Genomic DNA, 16,707 nt, shown 5'->3' on the forward strand with positions numbered 1-16,707 from the left:
CGTTCTCCCTTATTCGCCGGTTTCCGCAAACTGCTTAATGCGAGCGCCCACTTGATTACGTACCCGCTGAAAGACAGCCCACTTCTCTTCATCCGTACCCTGCGCTTTCGCCGGGTCATCGAATCCCCAATGCTCACGTTTTACCTGTGGCGGGGTAACCGGACACTTATCAGCGGCATCCCCGCATAATGTGATCACGAGGTCAGCGTTATTAAGCAGCTGCGGATCAATAATATCAGACGTCTGTCCCGATATATCAATCCCCACTTCGTTCATCGCCTGAACGGCTTTCGGATTCAGACCGTGAGCCTCAATACCGGCACTGTACACTTTCCATTCATCGCCCAGGTATTTCTTGGCCCAGCCTTCAGCCATCTGGCTCCGGCATGAGTTCCCTGTACACAAAAAGTAAATGGTTTTCTTATCCATGCGTTTCAGTCTCCTTTGAGTTTAAAATAGGGTCAACGTTATATAGAGGCCAAGCAGCGTGATGAACAGCGTGGGGATAGTCAAAATAATGCCTGTTTTGAAATACGCTCCCCAGGATATTTTGACCCCTTTGCTCGAAAGCACATGCAGCCACAGTAGGGTTGCCAGAGAGCCGATCGGTGTAATCTTCGGCCCCAGATCTGAGCCGATCACATTCGCATAGACTAAGGCTTCCTTGATCAGTCCCGAGGTATGCGTAGCATCAATGGCCAGAGCATCAATCATCACGGTAGGCATGTTGTTCATGATCGAAGAGATGACGGCAGCAATAAAGCCCATCCCCATCGTTGCAGCGAACAGCCCTTGATCAGCCACAGCCTGAATCACATCGGCAAGAACGTCTGTCAGACCGGCGTTGCGCAGACCATACACGACTACATACATCCCAATCGAAAAGAATACGATCGCCCATGGCGCACCTTTCACCACTTCCATGGTAGGTACTACGGGACTTCTTCTTGCCATCAGCAGGAAAAAGATTGCGACCACTCCCACCACGGCAGATACCGGAATGTTCAGGAACTCACTTACGAAAAATCCTACCAGCAGGACCGCAAGCATAACCCAGGATAGCTTGAACATCTTCTTGTCTTTAATCGCATCTGCCGGACGTTTCAGCTGTAAGCTTTCAAAGGACCGCGGAATGCTTTTACGGAAAAAGAGGTATAGCACCAGAATGCTTGCCCCCAAAGAAAACAAAGTAGGCATTAACATCCGGCCGGCATATTCCATAAAGGTTACCCCGAAAAAATCCGCCGATACAATATTAACCAGATTACTGACAACAAGCGGCAATGAAGTGGTATCCGCAATGAACCCGCTGGCCATAATAAACGGAAATACCTTCTTCTCATCAAAATTCAGCGCACGGACCATTGCCAATACGATTGGAGTCAGAATAAGCGCCGCACCGTCGTTGGCAAAAAATGCAGACACCACCGCTCCAAGAATGGTGACATAGATGAACATCCGGGTGCCATTGCCGCGTGCCGCTCTCGCCATATGTAAGGCGGCCCATTCGAAGAAACCAATTCTGTCGAGGATTAAGGAATTCAGAATGATCGCAATAAAGGCAAGTGTGGCGTTCCATACGATCAGGGTGACATCATATACATCGTGAAAGCTGACTACACCCACAAGCAAAGCGATAATCGCCCCGCCGCAGGCCGACCATCCAATGGACAGATTCCTGGGCTGCCAAATCACAAATATCAACGTTACTACAAAGATAAGACCTGCTAAGATTCCCAAAATTCATCCTCCTGTGTACATCCGCTTGAATTAATGCAATATTTCGCAGCAAACCGTCACCGGCGTTCTATTCAGCATGGCCAGAATCGCAGGAGTATCCGGCGTAAGCTGAAGCACGGCCTGGATGTGGGGTTTATCTTCTATGTTAAGCGAATAGTGTACCCATTGACCCTTTTTTTGTTCCTTGACGATGCCCTTGCTTCTCAATCTCCGCAGATGCTGACTGATGGCAGGCTGTGAGATGTCAAAAATCTCAACAAATTCGCATACGCACCACTCGCGCTCTTTTAACAAAGCCAGCATCAAGAGACGCGTCCGATCACCCAAAAGCTTCAGGTCATCAGCCAGCTCAGTCACATCCGCAATATCGAAAGCTTCCTCCATGATAATCCCTCCATCCTAGACATATAAGCCCGTGCTTATATACTAAACCAGGATCGCAACATTGACAATCCTCAAATAAACATTGCAATGTGCAATTAAATATTATATAACTGATTTACGAGGTGAGCTTACTTGGAAAATGCACGTGAGTTATTTCAGATCATGACCCGGCGCCTGGGACTGCTGAACAAGAACTGCTGTACCGTTGGCGGCTGCGATCTCTCCCCTGCCCACAGCCATATTCTGTATGAGGTGGACCGCAGACATAACCCCTCCATGCAGCAGATCGCGGAAACGCTGGGCACAGATGTCACAACGTTCAGCCGGCAGGTACAAGCGTTAATCAAAATGAATCTGCTCCAAAAAACACCGGACCCCAGCGACCGGCGAGTCTACACACTGTCGCTTACGGTGCCCGGCAAGATGGCCGCTACAACCATCGATACCCAAATGAATGCGTATCTGGATGAGGTCTTTTCGTATATGAGTGAATTTGAGCAAGAGACTCTGCTGCGCTCTGTGAAGCTTTTTAATGAAGCTATGGGGAAATCCAGCAAATGCTGTGCGCCCGTTACCGGGTGATTTCTCTTGGCTAATACTTGCATTATGCAAATATTATCATCAAAAGGAGTGTTGAAGTATGAACCAGCTTTCCAATGACCAAATCCGCCAAAATGTACGGGGCCGTTATTCGCAAATTGCCGTCAAAACCGTGACGCCTGCCTCCTCCTGCTGTGGTTCGCCGTCAGACTTCGATTCCATATCTGCAAAGCTTGGATATTCCGGCAGTGAGCTCGCAGCAGCTCCCGAAGGTGCCAATCTGGGCCTTGGCTGCGGCAACCCCCAGGCTATTGCTGAGCTTAAACCTGGAGAGCGTGTGCTTGATCTCGGCAGCGGCGGAGGCTTCGACTGCTTTCTGGCCTCGCGTCAGGTAGGCGATCAGGGGCATGTCATTGGTGTCGATATGACGCCCGAAATGATCAGCCGCGCCCGGAATAATGCGGTGAAAGGGAAGTTCGGAAATACCGAGTTCCGCCTGGGTGAAATTGAGCATCTTCCACTGGCCGACCGCTCCGTGAATGTCATCATGTCCAACTGTGTCATCAATCTCTCCCCGGACAAACCACAGGTATTCCGTGAAGCCTTCCGGGTCCTTGAGCCGGGCGGCCGCCTCGCCATTTCGGATATTGTAACCACAGCAGAGCTTCCGCCTGAGATCAGGAACGACCTAGGCGAGCTTTATTCGGGTTGTATCTCCGGCGCTTCTTCCATATCGGAGCTGAAGACTATTCTTAAGGAAAGTGGCTTTACGGAGATTAGCATTGAGCCCAAGGATGAATCCAAAGCTTTTATCAAGGACTGGATTCCGGGCGAAAGTATTGATCAGTATATCGTTTCAGCAGTAATCCAAGCGAAGAAATAAGGAGACAAGGTGGAAGATTCAGTCATCGGCTGGGCCTCCCTCAATCCGTACTCTCACCGCTGCGCCTATAGCGGAGTAGCCGACCTGTCCGTGTACATTGAGCGAAGCATTCGCGGGCAAGGCATTGGCAGCGCCTTGCTTGAGAAGCTGGAAGCCGCCGCGCAAGACAACGCTTTTCATAAAATCGTATTGTTCACCTTCCCCTTCAATGATGCAGGCCAAGGCCTGTACCGGAAAATGGGCTACCGCGAGGTTGGGGTGTTTGAGAAGCAGGGTGTTAGGGATGGAGCATTTATCGATGTTAAAACACCCCTTGACTTCCATCGGATAAACCTGAAGTTTATTCCAAAGGCTGTGCGAAGGGGTGTTTTCAATCTATAAAAATTCTCTTTAGTGATTTATCAGTGCTGCTTGGAGCAGCATCCGGTACAGCAAAACAGTAGTCTCAGCACGGGTTAATGACTGCTGCGGCCGCAATTCATTTCCATACCCTTTTATCAAGCCGGATTGAATGGCTGACTGTACAGCGCCACTTGCCCAGCCGGCAATTCGGCCACTGTCGGTATAGACATCTAATTCGGCTTGCGCTCCGCTATTCCTTGTCGCCAGTGCTGCATCCGCCAGCCGCAATGCCCGAATAATCGTTACAATCGCTTCTTGCCGGGATACCGCCTGATTCGGTCTGAATGTACCATCTCCGAAGCCATCCATCATTCCATATGCTTGTAATGCTGCTACGGCGCCACTGTACCAATTGTCACTGCTTACGTCGAGGTAACCCGCTGGATTCCCTCGTTCCGGCAGCCCAAGTGCCCTTGCCAGCATTGCAGCGAGTTCAGCCCGGGTAACCATAGCTTCAGGTGCAAATTCTGACCCAGCCGTCCCCCGGACGATCAATCTGCTATTCATACTGGCAATTTCATTTTCAGCCCAGTGTCCCTGAATATCTGTGAATTTGGACGTTCTGTATATTACTGCATAAGTGCTGTTCGTAAGGCTTCGAATCACAGCAGACCGATGACCATCCACTGTGATGAATGTTGTCGGCACCGGACGCACACCCGCATTCTGATCCCATACCACAGCCGTTGAAGCAGCACCGGCATCCAAAGGCAGGTAAATAACTCTTTCTACAAAATGATTGAAGCTGGATACTTCTTCAGTCTCGCCATTACGCTTGATCTGAACGGTAAAGTGGACCGGATCAGTCACCAGTTGATACCCACCGGCATTCGCCGCCTTCTGCAATCCTTCTTCCGCTGGGCCGTGCCCCATCAAGAGCCTCACTTCCATATCCTTCGTCCAGTCAGATTCCCGATTTACGATTTCATTTAGTGGCAGGCGATATCGGCCGTACTGGGTTACGAACGTGATTGTGGCTACTTTCCCGGCCAGAATCGGGACGGTATCCCCGGAAAGTCTTAGTGCGAGATTGTCTGCCCCTTCCTCGATTGAAATCGAGAGATTAGCTTCAGCGGCGATAGGCAGTGAATCGATTACCTGTCGCAGGTGATCCAAATTCAGCAGAGCGTCGATGGATTTTGCTCCATTCGTATCGGTTTGAACGGTGACAATCCCCGTTACTTTCTGATCATTAACCCGGACCACAGGCATTTTGTCCGGTGATGGCGGATTCGAAGAGCTTGGGGGATTCGAAGGAGCCGCCGGGACTGGGATCGGGACTGGTGTTGATGTTGGTACTGGTGTTGGTACTGGTGTTGATGTTGGTGTTGGTGCTGGTGTTGGTGTTGGTGTTGGTGTTGAATCCGGCTTGGAGTCGGCTAAGCGTGTCACGTTGAGCGTGTAAGTTTTCATTGAATCGTCCTGCGCTTTGACACGGACCTCGAACTTATTTTGACCGGTTGCAAGAACATACTCCCTGGTTAGCGAATGACTGTCTACCTGGAGTTCGTTCACATAGACGGCAGAATAGACATCAGCAGGAGTCAGAAGCATTTTCAACCCATACACCGGATGGCTTACTTCCAGACTGCTGCTTGACTTCTCGGGGTCAAAATCAAACTTTACCGTCCCACCGAGCCCTATCAGCTGCCAGACCTTCAAGTCCGCATTGCTGCTCAAAGGAACGATATTCCGGATTTCAATCAAGCTTACATTCGCATTGCCTGCCTTATCTGCCACATAGACTGAATAAATTCCATTCTCCTGTACGGTGAAGTGGTCTGAAATTTCTGTACCCTGTGTATCAAAATAGGAGATCAAACGGCTTCCTGCCGCCCATTTTATAGAGGAGACCTGGTTGAATTCACCATACACAGACGCCGTTACCGCAACATTTACGCTGCCAAAGGTTGGTTCGGCCTGATCCATGTTCAGTTCGATAACAGGAGGCTGGTCGTACGTAAAAGTAATATTCACCGTTTGATCCAGCGTCGTACCACTTGCTTCTTCTATTGCAGAATAAGTCACTTTCTCCGCCACCACATTGTTGACCGCAAATGTGGCTAGGCCCTCCGCGTTGGTCAGTCCATACACTTCTTTTGTGACAGAGTTTCCATAAACTTCTGTAATGACAGAGCTTACAGCTTGAGCTTGAAGCCGCACCAGTTTTCCTGCAAGCGGATGGTCATACCCGTCTTTAAGCTTCACAGAGATCAAGGATTGGCTCTGTCCGTCCGCCCGAACGACCAGGCTACTTGCGGTAATTGTGGAGTGAGATGCACTTACTTCACCTGGTACAAGCTGAACCGTTACCGTTGAGGCCAGCATGCTCCCATCGGCAGAGGCACTTATCTTCGCGGTTCCTACCGCTGTCGGCGCCGTCAATGTCGCCGTATAGGTACCATTGTGGTTGTCCGTTACAGTGCTCATCGTACCTGAGGTTGATGTGATCAACACTACTGCCCCTCCGGTGGTCAAGGCATTGCCCTGCGCATCCTTGAGCTTCACCGTTATCACTGTCTGACTCGTCCCATCAGCGATTAGCGAAAAATCACCCGCCGCGATGATGCCAGTCTCTGTTGAAAGTGCGCCAGCTATAAACTGTACCGTTGCCGTTCCGCCCAGCGCCGTTCCACCGACAGTGGCACTGACCGTTGCGGTCCCCACCGTTACCGGTGCCGTCAGCATCGCCGTATAAGTCCCGTTATGGTTGTCGGCGACGGTGCTCACCGATCCCGAGGTCGACTTAATTACCACCGTCGCCCCTCCGGTCGTCAACGCATTACCCTGGGCATCCTTCAGCTTCACCGTTACTGCCGTCTGACTCGTGCCGTCCGCCGTCAGCGAGCTATTCCCCACGGCTATGGTGCTGTTCGCACTGGACGGTGCTCCGGGTACGAACTGTACCGGTGCCGTTCCGCCCAGCGCAGTTCCACCGACGGTGGCACTGACCGTTGCGGTCCCCACCGTTACCGGTGCCGTCAGCATCGCCGTATAAGTCCCGTTATGGTTGTCCGTTACGGCGCTCACCGTACCCGAGGTCGACGTAATGGCCACGATCGCCCCTCCGGTCGTCAGCGCATTACCCTGCGCATCCTTCAGCTTCACCGTCACTACTGTCTGACTCGTGCCGTCCGCCGTCAGCGAGCTATTCCCCACGGCTATGGTACTGTTCGCACTAGATGGTGCTCCGGGCACGAACTGAACTGTAGCTGTTCCGCCCAGCGCAGTTCCACCAACAGTAGCACTGACCGTTGCAGTCCCCACCGCTACCGGTGCCGTAAGCGTCGCCGTATAAGTTCCGTTATGGTTGTCGGCGACGGTGCTCACCGATCCCGAGGTCGACGTAATTACCACCGTCGCCCCTCCGGTCGTCAACCCATTGCCCTGTGCATCCTTCAGCTTCACCGTCACTACTGTCTGACTCGTACCGTCCGCCGTCAGCGAGCTATTCCCCACGGCTATGGTGCTGTTCGCACTGGACGGTGCTCCGGGCACGAACTGTACCGTTGCCGTTCCAATCAGCGCATTGCCGCCGACACTGGCACTTACGGTCGCGGTCCCTACCGTTACTGGCGCCGTCAACATCGCCGTATAAGTCCCGTTATGGTTGTCCGTGACACTGCTCACCGTACCCGAGGTCGAAGCGATCCCCACCGTCGCCCCTCCAGCCGACAACCCATTACCCTGTGCATCCTTCAGCTTCACCGTCACGGCCGTCTGACTCGTGCCGTCTGCCGTCAGCGAGCTATTGCCTACGGCTATGGTGCTGTTCGTACTGGATGGCGCTCCGGGCACGAACTGCACCGTTGCCGTTCCGCCCAGCGCCGTTCCACCGACGGTGGCACTGACCGATGCAGTCCCCACCGATACCGGTGCCGTCAGCATCGCCGTATAAGTCCCGTTATGGTTGTCCGTTACACTGCTCACCGTACCTGAGGTCGACGTAATTACCACCGTCGCCCCTCCAGCCGACAATCCATTACCCTGTGCATCCTTCAGCTTCACCGTCACTACTGTCTGACTCGTGCCGTCCGCCATCAGCGAGCTATTCCCCACGGCTATGGTGCTGTTCGCACTGGACGGTGCTCCGGGTACGAACTGTACCGTTGCCGTTCCCGTCAAAGCATTGCCGCCAACAGTGGCACTGACCGTTGCGGTCCCCACCGCTAACGGTGCCGTAAGCGTCGCCGTATAAGTCCCGTTATGGTTGTCCGTAACACTGCTCACCGTACCCGAGGTCGACGTAATTACCACCGTCGCCCCTCCGGTCGTCAACGCATTACCCTGTGCATCCTTTAGCTTCACCGTCACGGCCGTCTGACTCGTGCCGTCCGCCGTCAGCGAGCTATTGCCCACGGCTATGGTGCTGTTCGCACTGGATGGTACTCCGGGCACGAACTGTACCGTTGCCGTTCCGCCCAGCGCAGTTCCACCAACAGTAGCACTGACCGTTGCAGTCCCCACCGCTACCGGTGCCGTAAGCGTCGCCGTATAAGTTCCGTTATGGTTGTCCGTGACGGCGCTTACCGCACCCGATGTCGACGTAATGGCCACGATCTCCCCTCCGGTCGTCAACGCATTACCCTGTGCATCCTTCAGCTTCACCGTCACTGCCGTCTGACTCATGCCGTCCGCTACAATACTTGATTCAGCAGTGGAGATCTCACTTAATGCGGGGGATGTCGAATAATCCGCAATCATGTACGTTCTAAAAGAGAAGTCATAATTGTTAGCCGAAGAGTAGCCTCTTGAATACGGGTTGCCGGTGCTGCCATACCATCCGAAGCCAGCCGAGCCTCCGAATTCCGTGGAAGCAACCATTCGATACATCGTACCCTTCTGCAAATAAGGCGATGCTCCTGAGAAATTAACCGACACCCAGCCTGCGCTGAAGGAAGCCAGCTGCGCTTCAGCGAGCAATGTCGAAAGATCGCCATCCTTATAAATTTTCACCTTCAGGGCTCCTGGAGCAACGGTATCGAAAATATTCAGTTCAATCCTGCTGAGACTCCCGGTAATCTCCGGAGTAAAGGTCTGAAATCTTGGATAATCATAACTGACCCATACGTTCCCGGTTTTGTTTTCCTGCTTTTGATCGAGCACCTCCGGATCTGCAGCAGACACCTCCCCATGAGACAACGATCCTATAGCAAGCATGAATATCAGAGTCATGGCGATCCAGCGTTTGTATCGTCTGATTCCTTTCATAAAAATATCCTCTCTTTCTTGTATTTCCGATGAATCGAAAAACACTTATGTATTTGTGAATTGTACCTACCAAATCCGAAGGAGCTTACCGATATAATGACTTAACTGACGAAAAAAGTACCTCCTCCAACAATCAGTGCCGCAATAAAAAAAATACCAAAATACCATTTTGTAAATTTAAAACTGATCCCGGATCCGTCCCACCAAATCTTCGCAAAGATCACAATTCCAAGAAGAACAATACTAACAAACGCAATCAGTGCATTCTCCATTTTAATCACCTAGACCTCTCCTGCTTCTAAATTCAGCCCATTCAACATACTCCCAGATTAGAGTCATTCCTTAAAATTTTCTATACCTAAAAAGGCATATCTTCTATTACAATAGATTGTATTCGCTACTACGCCCAAGATTAGAGGTGTCCAAAAATGAAAGTAAATCAGCAATCTGACATTGTTATCAGAAACTCAACACTCAGGGAATGGATGAACGGACAGACCCGCATGAACCCGGAGGCGTTTCTCACTCTTGCCAGGTCCATCGTAGCTTGTGTTCTGCAGCTTCATCAGTTGCAGATCCTCCATCTCGATTTGCGGCCGGAGCGGATCGGTGTTCGTTCTAATGGACAAGAAGCCTATTTAATAGATTCAGGTTATGCCCTCCATCGTTCAGAACATGGTTATTTACGTCCAGCGGGTTATGGTATATCAGATGCAGGCCTCGCCTATTGTTCACCTGAGAATACAGGAAGAATGCTGCGGACAGTGGATGAGCGAAGTGATCTGTACTCTGTGGGCATTATTTTCTACGAATTATTGGCCGGACATCTGCCTTTTCTTGCCGACAATCCGCTGGAATGGGTGTATATGCACCTGGCCCAAGTCCCCCCTCCGCTGACCCAGGATCAGACCTATTTACCTGAAGGCTTGGAAGCTGTAGTCATGAGACTGCTCGACAAAAATCCGGATAACCGCTATCAAAATGCCGGTTTTTTATTGGCAGACCTGGACAAGGTCGGACGTTCACACGACACCTTTTTTATGGAACCGGGGTTTCACGGCAGAGAATATGAGATCTCCATGCTGACCCAGGCTTTTTATTCTGCTTGCTTCGGATCAACCGAAATGGTGTACGTGTCCGGTGAAGCCGGAATCGGCAAAACAAGCCTTATGGACGAGGTTTTCCGCAAACAGCAGCATGCCCGTAATTTTTTTTATGTCACCGGAAAGTTTGAGCAAATCTCTAAAGAAAGCCCTTATCATCCGATTATTCAAGCCTTTCGCGGGTTGATGCGGCATTTGCTGGGTGAACGCAAGGAACAGTCCGAGCTGTGGAGACAAAAGCTGCAGGAAGCACTCGGGGCAAGTGCCAACGTGATCACTGCTATTATTCCTGAAGCCGAGCTGATACTTGGCACCCTGCCCTCTGTGGAAGAGCTTCCGGCTAATGAATCGAAGAAACGGTTTATCTATGTTTTCCGCAAATTTGTTCAAGCGCTGGCTTCTAAAGAACATCCCCTCGTCCTGTTTATCGATGATTTGCAATGGGCGGATTCTTCGTCACTGCAGTTAATTCACGCGCTGTTGTGCGATCCGGAATGCCAATATTTGATGTTTGTCTGCGCTTATCGCCATAACGATATAGACCTTAGCAGTCTGCCAGGCTACGAACATGACGGGAGCGTTACCGATCAGGCAGCTATCCGGCATATTCATCTGTCCCCGCTGAGCCTTGAACAAATGAACGATATTACGATAGAAACCTTGAATACCCAAGCGGATACTGCGCTATCCTTTACAGAACTGCTATATCATAAATCGAACGGCAACCCCTTTCATTTCAAGCAAATATTGCTGCGCCTGCAAGATGACAGCATTCTGGTGTATAACCATGAGAACCGGTGCTGGCAATGGGATTTGGGATCGGTCATTGGGCAGGAACCCAGCTATGCGATCAATGACTTGATGGAACACAGGCTGCGGCGTCTTCCCGTCACTGCGCAGGAGCTGCTTCAAATTTCGGCTTGTGTGGGAAGCACCTTCCATCCGGATCTGATAGCTTGCGTCGCGAATCGGGAGATCGGAGATGTCATATCCGAATGGCCCCAGATTGAAGCCGAAGGGATGATAGTGGCAGATGAAGCGGGTACCTTCCGTTTTGCCCATGATAATATACATAAGCTCATTTATAGTCAGATTGATGATGATACGAAACAAGCGATCCATAGCTCAATAGGCAGAGCTTTGAACAGGGAGGCTTCGGGGTACGAAGAGAACTTGTTTGATGTGGTCAACCATCTGAATAGAGGTTCTGGCAGAATGACCGGAGAGGCCGAGATTCTTCAGCTCATACAATTAAACCTGGATGCGGGAAACCGTGCCAAGGCCACTTCCGCTTATGACGTTGCGCTGGGTTATTTCAGAAAAGGGGTAGAACTGCTGCCAGCGGAAGCTTGGAGCAACACCTTCGAGCTCTGTTTCGAGCTGCATGCTGAACAAGCAGAATGTGAATATTTATGCGGTAATGCTGTGGAGTCTGACCGCAAAATTGATTTCTTGCTTCTCCGTGCGCGCAATGCAGCTGAGCGGAGCAGAGTGCAAATGATCCGGATTATGCAATACATCAATCAGGGTAAATATCTGGAAGGCACTGCGCTCGGTCTAGAAAGTCTGCGGGAGCATCATGTTAACATTTCGCCCAATCCGGGCAAATTCGAACTGATAGTAGAAGCGCTGCGGATCGATGTGCTGCTGCATAACCGGTATGATCGGCTCGCGCATTTGGAAGAAATGTCCGACAAAGACCGGATTGCTGTGATGCATCTCATTCTGGCGATTACTCCCTCCACCTTCTTCACGAACAAAGAGGTCTTTTTTCTGCTCATGTGCAGAGCCATTCAGCTATCTATTAAGTATGGAAACACTCCTGTTTCCGCAGCTGTCTATTCTGCTTACAGCATGCTTTTGGGGTATGCACGGGGGAAATTTGATAAGGGCTATGCCATTGGCAAGGTCGGAATTGAGCTTTCCGAGCGTTACAATATTACTTCAGTTAAAAGCAAATCTTATACCATGTTCGGCGGTGTACTCTGTCAATTTGCCGGAAATGCCCGTGAAGGAGATGCTTACTTGGCAAAAGCGCTTCGTTTCGGGATGGAATCCGGGGATTACGTGTTTGCCAGCTATGCCATGGGTGCGCACATTAATTCACTCTACACAAGAGCACCGTTAAGTGAATTCTCCAGAACGATAACTGAATATATGGTATTTCTGGATACAACCAACGACGAGTTTGTGAAGCAGAACTTTTATCTGTATCAGCAATTTATTCTTGCACTACAGGGAAGAACCCTTTCTCCGGATTCATTCAGCAGCACAGGCTTTGAAGAAGAAGAGTTCCTGGGCCGGATTCATATGGAGGAGACCTCGGCTACCACCTTATTTCAGTACAGCACCTACAAGACTCAACTCAGCTATTTGCTGGGTAATTATGAGGAAGCTATCCGCTGGGCCAGTCAAGCAAAGCCCTATGAAGCCTATGCCACACATCTTCCGCATTTGCCGGAATGTCTGATGTATGAATCGCTTGCCCTATTGGCGGATTCTGTACAGCCTGGGAAACGGGCACATTTGAAGAAACGCTTCAACAGAAATTTCCTCCGCTTCAAAAAATGGGCTGCATGGAGTCCGGCCAATTACCGGTCCAGGTATTACCTTCTACAGGCTGAACATGCGCGTGCCTCTGGTAAAGGCATTCTGGCTGAGGAACTGTATGATAAAACCATCCGTGAAGCAAGAGAACAAGGCGATGTTCAGGTGACAAGCCTTGCCGGCGAGCTTGCAGCGAGATACTACCGGAATTTGGATAAAGGAAAAACAGCCCTCTTCTATTTGCAATTAGCGCTTGAGGCGTATACACAATGGGGAGTGCAAATAAAAATAAAGCAATTAGAGGATCTGCTACTCTGCTGGCAACGCGGGGAACATGCTGATGAATCGTTTGAGATCATCCCTATTCCGGCGGATCGGAGTGATGTAGAGTTATCTGGAGAGGCTGCCGGTGCTCATCATGAGACCCATGCCCTGGACGGCCTGGATCTTGCAGCGATTCTCAAAACCACTCAAATGATAACGAATCAGATGGACAGTGATACGGTGCTTGCGGAAATCATGAATACCATTATGAAATATGCGGGTGCCAGCAAGGGTGCTTTGCTGATGGACAATAAGGATGGACTGAATATTCAGGCGTATGCCGATTCAGAAGCGCAGACTTCCCTCTCTCCTTCTGAGCTGAATGACAGCCTTCTATTGCCGGAGGGCATCATCCGGTATGTCTTTCGCACACAAGAGCATGTCCATTATGTCGGTGGTGAAGAGAGCTGGCTGATCCATAACCCGTATATTGCGAAGCATCGGCCCGGGTCTGCACTCTGTATACCGGTAACCGTTCACGGAAATATGCTGGGTGTCCTCTACCTGGAAAACAAGATGGCAAGCGGTGTGTTCGCGTATGATCGTCTGACTGTTCTTCAGGCCATGGCATCTAATGGAATTTTATTCTGCATGCTGCAAAATACGGCCGGACAGTCCAATAAAGACCCGGAAGCGGAAGAAGCTTCGTTGTCCGCTATAATGGAGGAACCTCTTACGGAGCGTGAGCTTGAGGTGCTCTCCTTATTGGCGGCAGGACTGTCAAACAAAGAGATAGCCGATCAACTGGTCATCGCAATTGGGACGGTAAAAGTGCATGTTAAAAATATTTTCGCCAAACTAAAGGTCAACCGGCGCACCAAAGCCATTATCCAGGCGAAGGAGCTCAATCTGCTTACCCGTCCATGATTTCTTCTCCGATAGCCTCCTTACCAGCTCATGTATAGATGTCATAATGATACAGGAAAAGCCGATCCAACGAAGGATCGGCTCTTTTTCTGTATGGGAAATGCGGCTCTTCCGGCCAATCTTATAACCGAACTGCTAAGCCGTTACTCACTGCGCAGCGCTGCAACCGGATCTTTCTTCGCGGCCATCTTGGCCGGAATGAAGCCGCCGATCATCGTAAGCCCTACACTGATCACACCCAGAATTAATGCATGCAACGGGTTGAGCTGGGCTACGTTTGACAGATCAGTCAGATTATAGAGTACTGCATTAACCGGAATGGTCAGCAAGTAGGTAATGCCAATCCCCAGAATCCCGGAGCAAGCCCCGATTATAAACGTTTCGGCATTGAATACCCGTGTAATATCTTTCTTGCGGGCGCCGAGTGCTCGTAAGACTCCTATCTCCTTCGTCCGCTCCATTACAGAAATATATGTGATAATCCCGATCATAATTAATGACACTACCAGGGAAATCGCGGCAAAAGCAATCAGCACCATGGTAATCCCGTCCATAATACCGCCGGAGATGTTGGTAACCATTGCCGCCAAATCGGTATATTTCACCTGATCCTTGGATTCACGGCCTTCATTCCATTTGTCCAGATAAGCAGTGACCGATTCCTTGGCATTGAAATCAATCGGGTACAAAGATACCGAGCTAGGGATATCTGTTGCCCCTAGGGACGCAAGCACATCCTCTTTAGTCAAGGAAGCATGCCCTCCCGCTGCACCTCCACCAGGACCCATCATCAGCCGGTTTGTACCTGCTGCTCCGGCTGAACCACTACCCGCGACACCATCTGACAATGCTTGACCGGTCAGCACATTGACGTCTGCTTTTTCCTGTGCCAATACGATCTCGGATTTCTGTGCATCTGCTATAAATGAAGCGGCAAGCTCATCCGAATAGGCAATGCCTGGAGACATTGTAGATACGCTGGAGCCTTCCTTGCCGCGCAGCACCCCAACGATGTTCAGAGTCACTGCTTTAGGGCTGTTATAGAGCTCTGTTAAATTCGACGTTGTTCCGTTTACGACAAACTGCTCACCGTTTTTGCGGTAATAGTCATTGTTCATCACAAGCTTCAGCTGAGTTCCAATGAGCTCTCCCAGATTGATGCTGTCCACTTTATAATCGAGCCCCAGGGCATCTACCGCAGCATCGGTCAGGCGGTTGTACTCGTCCACAATGAGTACGACATCCGTCTTCCCGGAAGGGTATTTCCCCTCCAGCACATCATAATATTGCTCCAGATAGCTCCCCGTCTTACTTCCCTGTTTGCTGGGATATGCAGTTAAGCTAATATTGTTTTTATCCAGCGTAGTCGCCTTTTGTCCGTCCGATACCAGTACATTCATATTCACGGTGCGGGTATAGGAAATTCCATCAATCAGCTTAGGATCGATTTTCTTAAGATAATCTATATATTCCTTGGTCAGCACATTGGTATGCTGTGTGGAATTTTTGCTGGGGTCATAGGGATACAGCTTTTTCTCTGCAGGGTACGAGGGAAGTTCTGATGCTCCGTTTCTTGGCGGCCCCAGCTCTACATTCATTGCCGTCTGATTGATCGAGATCGGGAAGTTGGAGAGCGCCCCGGTTTCATAGGAGCTGATCTGCTTATCGAATCCATTCGACAAGGACAGAATCAAGGCGATACCAATGATCCCGATACTTGAGGCAAAAGCCGTCAGGCCCGTCCGCCATTTCTTGGTTGCGATATTTTTCCCGGATAATTTCAAGGCGGTGAAAAAACCCATACTGGTCTCTTTCAGCTTGTAGGAGCTTGAGATCTTTTGATTGGCCAGCGGATTGCTGTCCGATACCGCATGGCCGTCCGAGAAGCGGATCACGCGGTCTGCATAGCTCTCGGCCAACTCCGGATTATGGGTAACCATGATAACCAGCTTATCTTCCGCAATGGTCTTAATCAGCTCCATGATTTGCTCACTGGTTTCTGTATCCAGAGCACCTGTCGGCTCATCCGCGAGAATAATGTCCGGATTATTGGCCAGGGCACGGGCAATTGCGACCCGCTGCATTTGTCCGCCCGACAGCTGGTTTGGTTTTTTATGGACATGCTCCTTGAGTCCAACCTTCTCCAGCACTTCAAGCGCCTTACGGTGCTTCTCAGCAGAGGCTACCCCGCTGAGCGTCATGCCCATTTCCACATTATCCGTAATACTCAGATGCGAAATCAGATTATAGCTTTGGAAAATAAAGCCCACACTGTTATTGCGGTACGCATCCCAATCTCCGTCTTTGAAGTGTTCCGTGGATTGGCCGTTAATAATCAGCTCTCCGCTGTCATATTGATCCAGTCCGCCGACGATATTCAGCAGTGTTGTCTTCCCCGACCCGCTCTGGCCCAGAATCGCAACGAATTCACTTTCCCTGAAATTCAGATTCACCTTATCCAGTGCAACCTGTGTGAATTCCCCGGTCTTATAGCTCTTGGTGATGTTTTTTAATTGCAGCATCGTATTCTTCTCCCTTTCCGTTCCCGTGTGATCATTGATCGTTACTCTCTCTCTCTTCTTGTCTTGCTGGCCCCAGTATAAGCGCCTAATGTAAACTAAACCTAAACTTCACCAGTTGAGATTCACTTGATCTTGATGAGGTATACTTAAGCCATCTATATACTTAAACCAATGAAGCATTCCA

9 protein-coding genes and 1 pseudogene are annotated in these 16,707 nt (G+C 50.3%); 4 read left to right on the forward strand and 6 right to left on the reverse strand.

Annotated elements, in window-relative coordinates:
• Window positions 1–9: 9 nt before the first annotated feature.
• Genes arsC through A3848_RS11245 form a run of 3 tightly spaced genes read right to left on the reverse strand, consistent with a single transcriptional unit; the run spans window position 10 to window position 2,124 of the window.
• Entirely contained in the window at window positions 10–429 is a 420-nt protein-coding gene (arsC, locus tag A3848_RS11235) for an arsenate reductase (thioredoxin) (RefSeq protein WP_074085051.1), read from the reverse strand.
• A gap of 21 nt (window positions 430–450) precedes the next feature.
• Complete coding sequence (locus A3848_RS11240) at window positions 451–1,740, reverse strand: arsenic transporter (protein ID WP_074085052.1); 1,290 nt, start codon at window positions 1,738–1,740, stop codon at window positions 451–453.
• Window positions 1,741–1,770: 30 nt separating this feature from the next.
• A complete protein-coding gene (locus tag A3848_RS11245; RefSeq protein ID WP_074085053.1) occupies window positions 1,771–2,124 on the reverse strand; it encodes an ArsR/SmtB family transcription factor in 354 nt (117 codons plus the stop codon).
• A gap of 132 nt (window positions 2,125–2,256) precedes the next feature.
• On the opposite strand from A3848_RS11245, the gene A3848_RS11250 reads away from it, so the two are divergent.
• The 3 genes and pseudogenes from A3848_RS11250 to A3848_RS11260 all read left to right on the forward strand — a co-directional run.
• Window positions 2,257–2,706, forward strand: coding sequence for a MarR family winged helix-turn-helix transcriptional regulator (locus tag A3848_RS11250; RefSeq protein ID WP_074085054.1), 450 nt, complete (start codon window positions 2,257–2,259; stop codon window positions 2,704–2,706).
• A gap of 58 nt (window positions 2,707–2,764) precedes the next feature.
• The gene (locus A3848_RS11255) at window positions 2,765–3,547 is read left to right on the forward strand and encodes an arsenite methyltransferase (RefSeq protein ID WP_074085055.1); all 783 of its coding nucleotides are present in this window, start codon (window positions 2,765–2,767) and stop codon (window positions 3,545–3,547) included.
• 21 nt (window positions 3,548–3,568) lie between these two features.
• A pseudogene (locus tag A3848_RS11260) lies at window positions 3,569–3,928 on the forward strand (N-acetyltransferase family protein); the annotation flags it as partial.
• Between the two features lie 9 nt (window positions 3,929–3,937).
• Here the strand turns inward: A3848_RS11260 and A3848_RS31295 are convergent.
• Window positions 3,938–9,160: an invasin domain 3-containing protein gene (locus tag A3848_RS31295; protein WP_083612077.1), complete on the reverse strand. Its 5,223-nt coding sequence runs from the start codon at window positions 9,158–9,160 to the stop codon at window positions 3,938–3,940.
• A gap of 101 nt (window positions 9,161–9,261) precedes the next feature.
• Window positions 9,262–9,441 carry a hypothetical protein gene (locus tag A3848_RS11330; RefSeq protein WP_074085056.1) on the reverse strand — a complete coding sequence of 60 codons (180 nt, stop codon included), beginning with the start codon at window positions 9,439–9,441 and terminating at the stop codon, window positions 9,262–9,264.
• Window positions 9,442–9,588: 147 nt separating this feature from the next.
• On the opposite strand from A3848_RS11330, the gene A3848_RS11335 reads away from it, so the two are divergent.
• Complete coding sequence (locus A3848_RS11335) at window positions 9,589–14,001, forward strand: AAA family ATPase (RefSeq protein WP_074085057.1); 4,413 nt, start codon at window positions 9,589–9,591, stop codon at window positions 13,999–14,001.
• Window positions 14,002–14,144: 143 nt separating this feature from the next.
• On the opposite strand, the gene A3848_RS11340 is transcribed toward A3848_RS11335, so the two are convergent.
• Window positions 14,145–16,523, reverse strand: coding sequence for an ABC transporter ATP-binding protein/permease (locus A3848_RS11340; RefSeq protein ID WP_074085058.1), 2,379 nt, complete (start codon window positions 16,521–16,523; stop codon window positions 14,145–14,147).
• Window positions 16,524–16,707: the final 184 nt, after the last annotated feature.

It is taken from the genome of Paenibacillus sp. P32E, from assembly GCF_001909085.1.
Classification (GTDB): Bacteria; Bacillota; Bacilli; order Paenibacillales; family Paenibacillaceae; genus Paenibacillus_AQ; species Paenibacillus_AQ helianthi.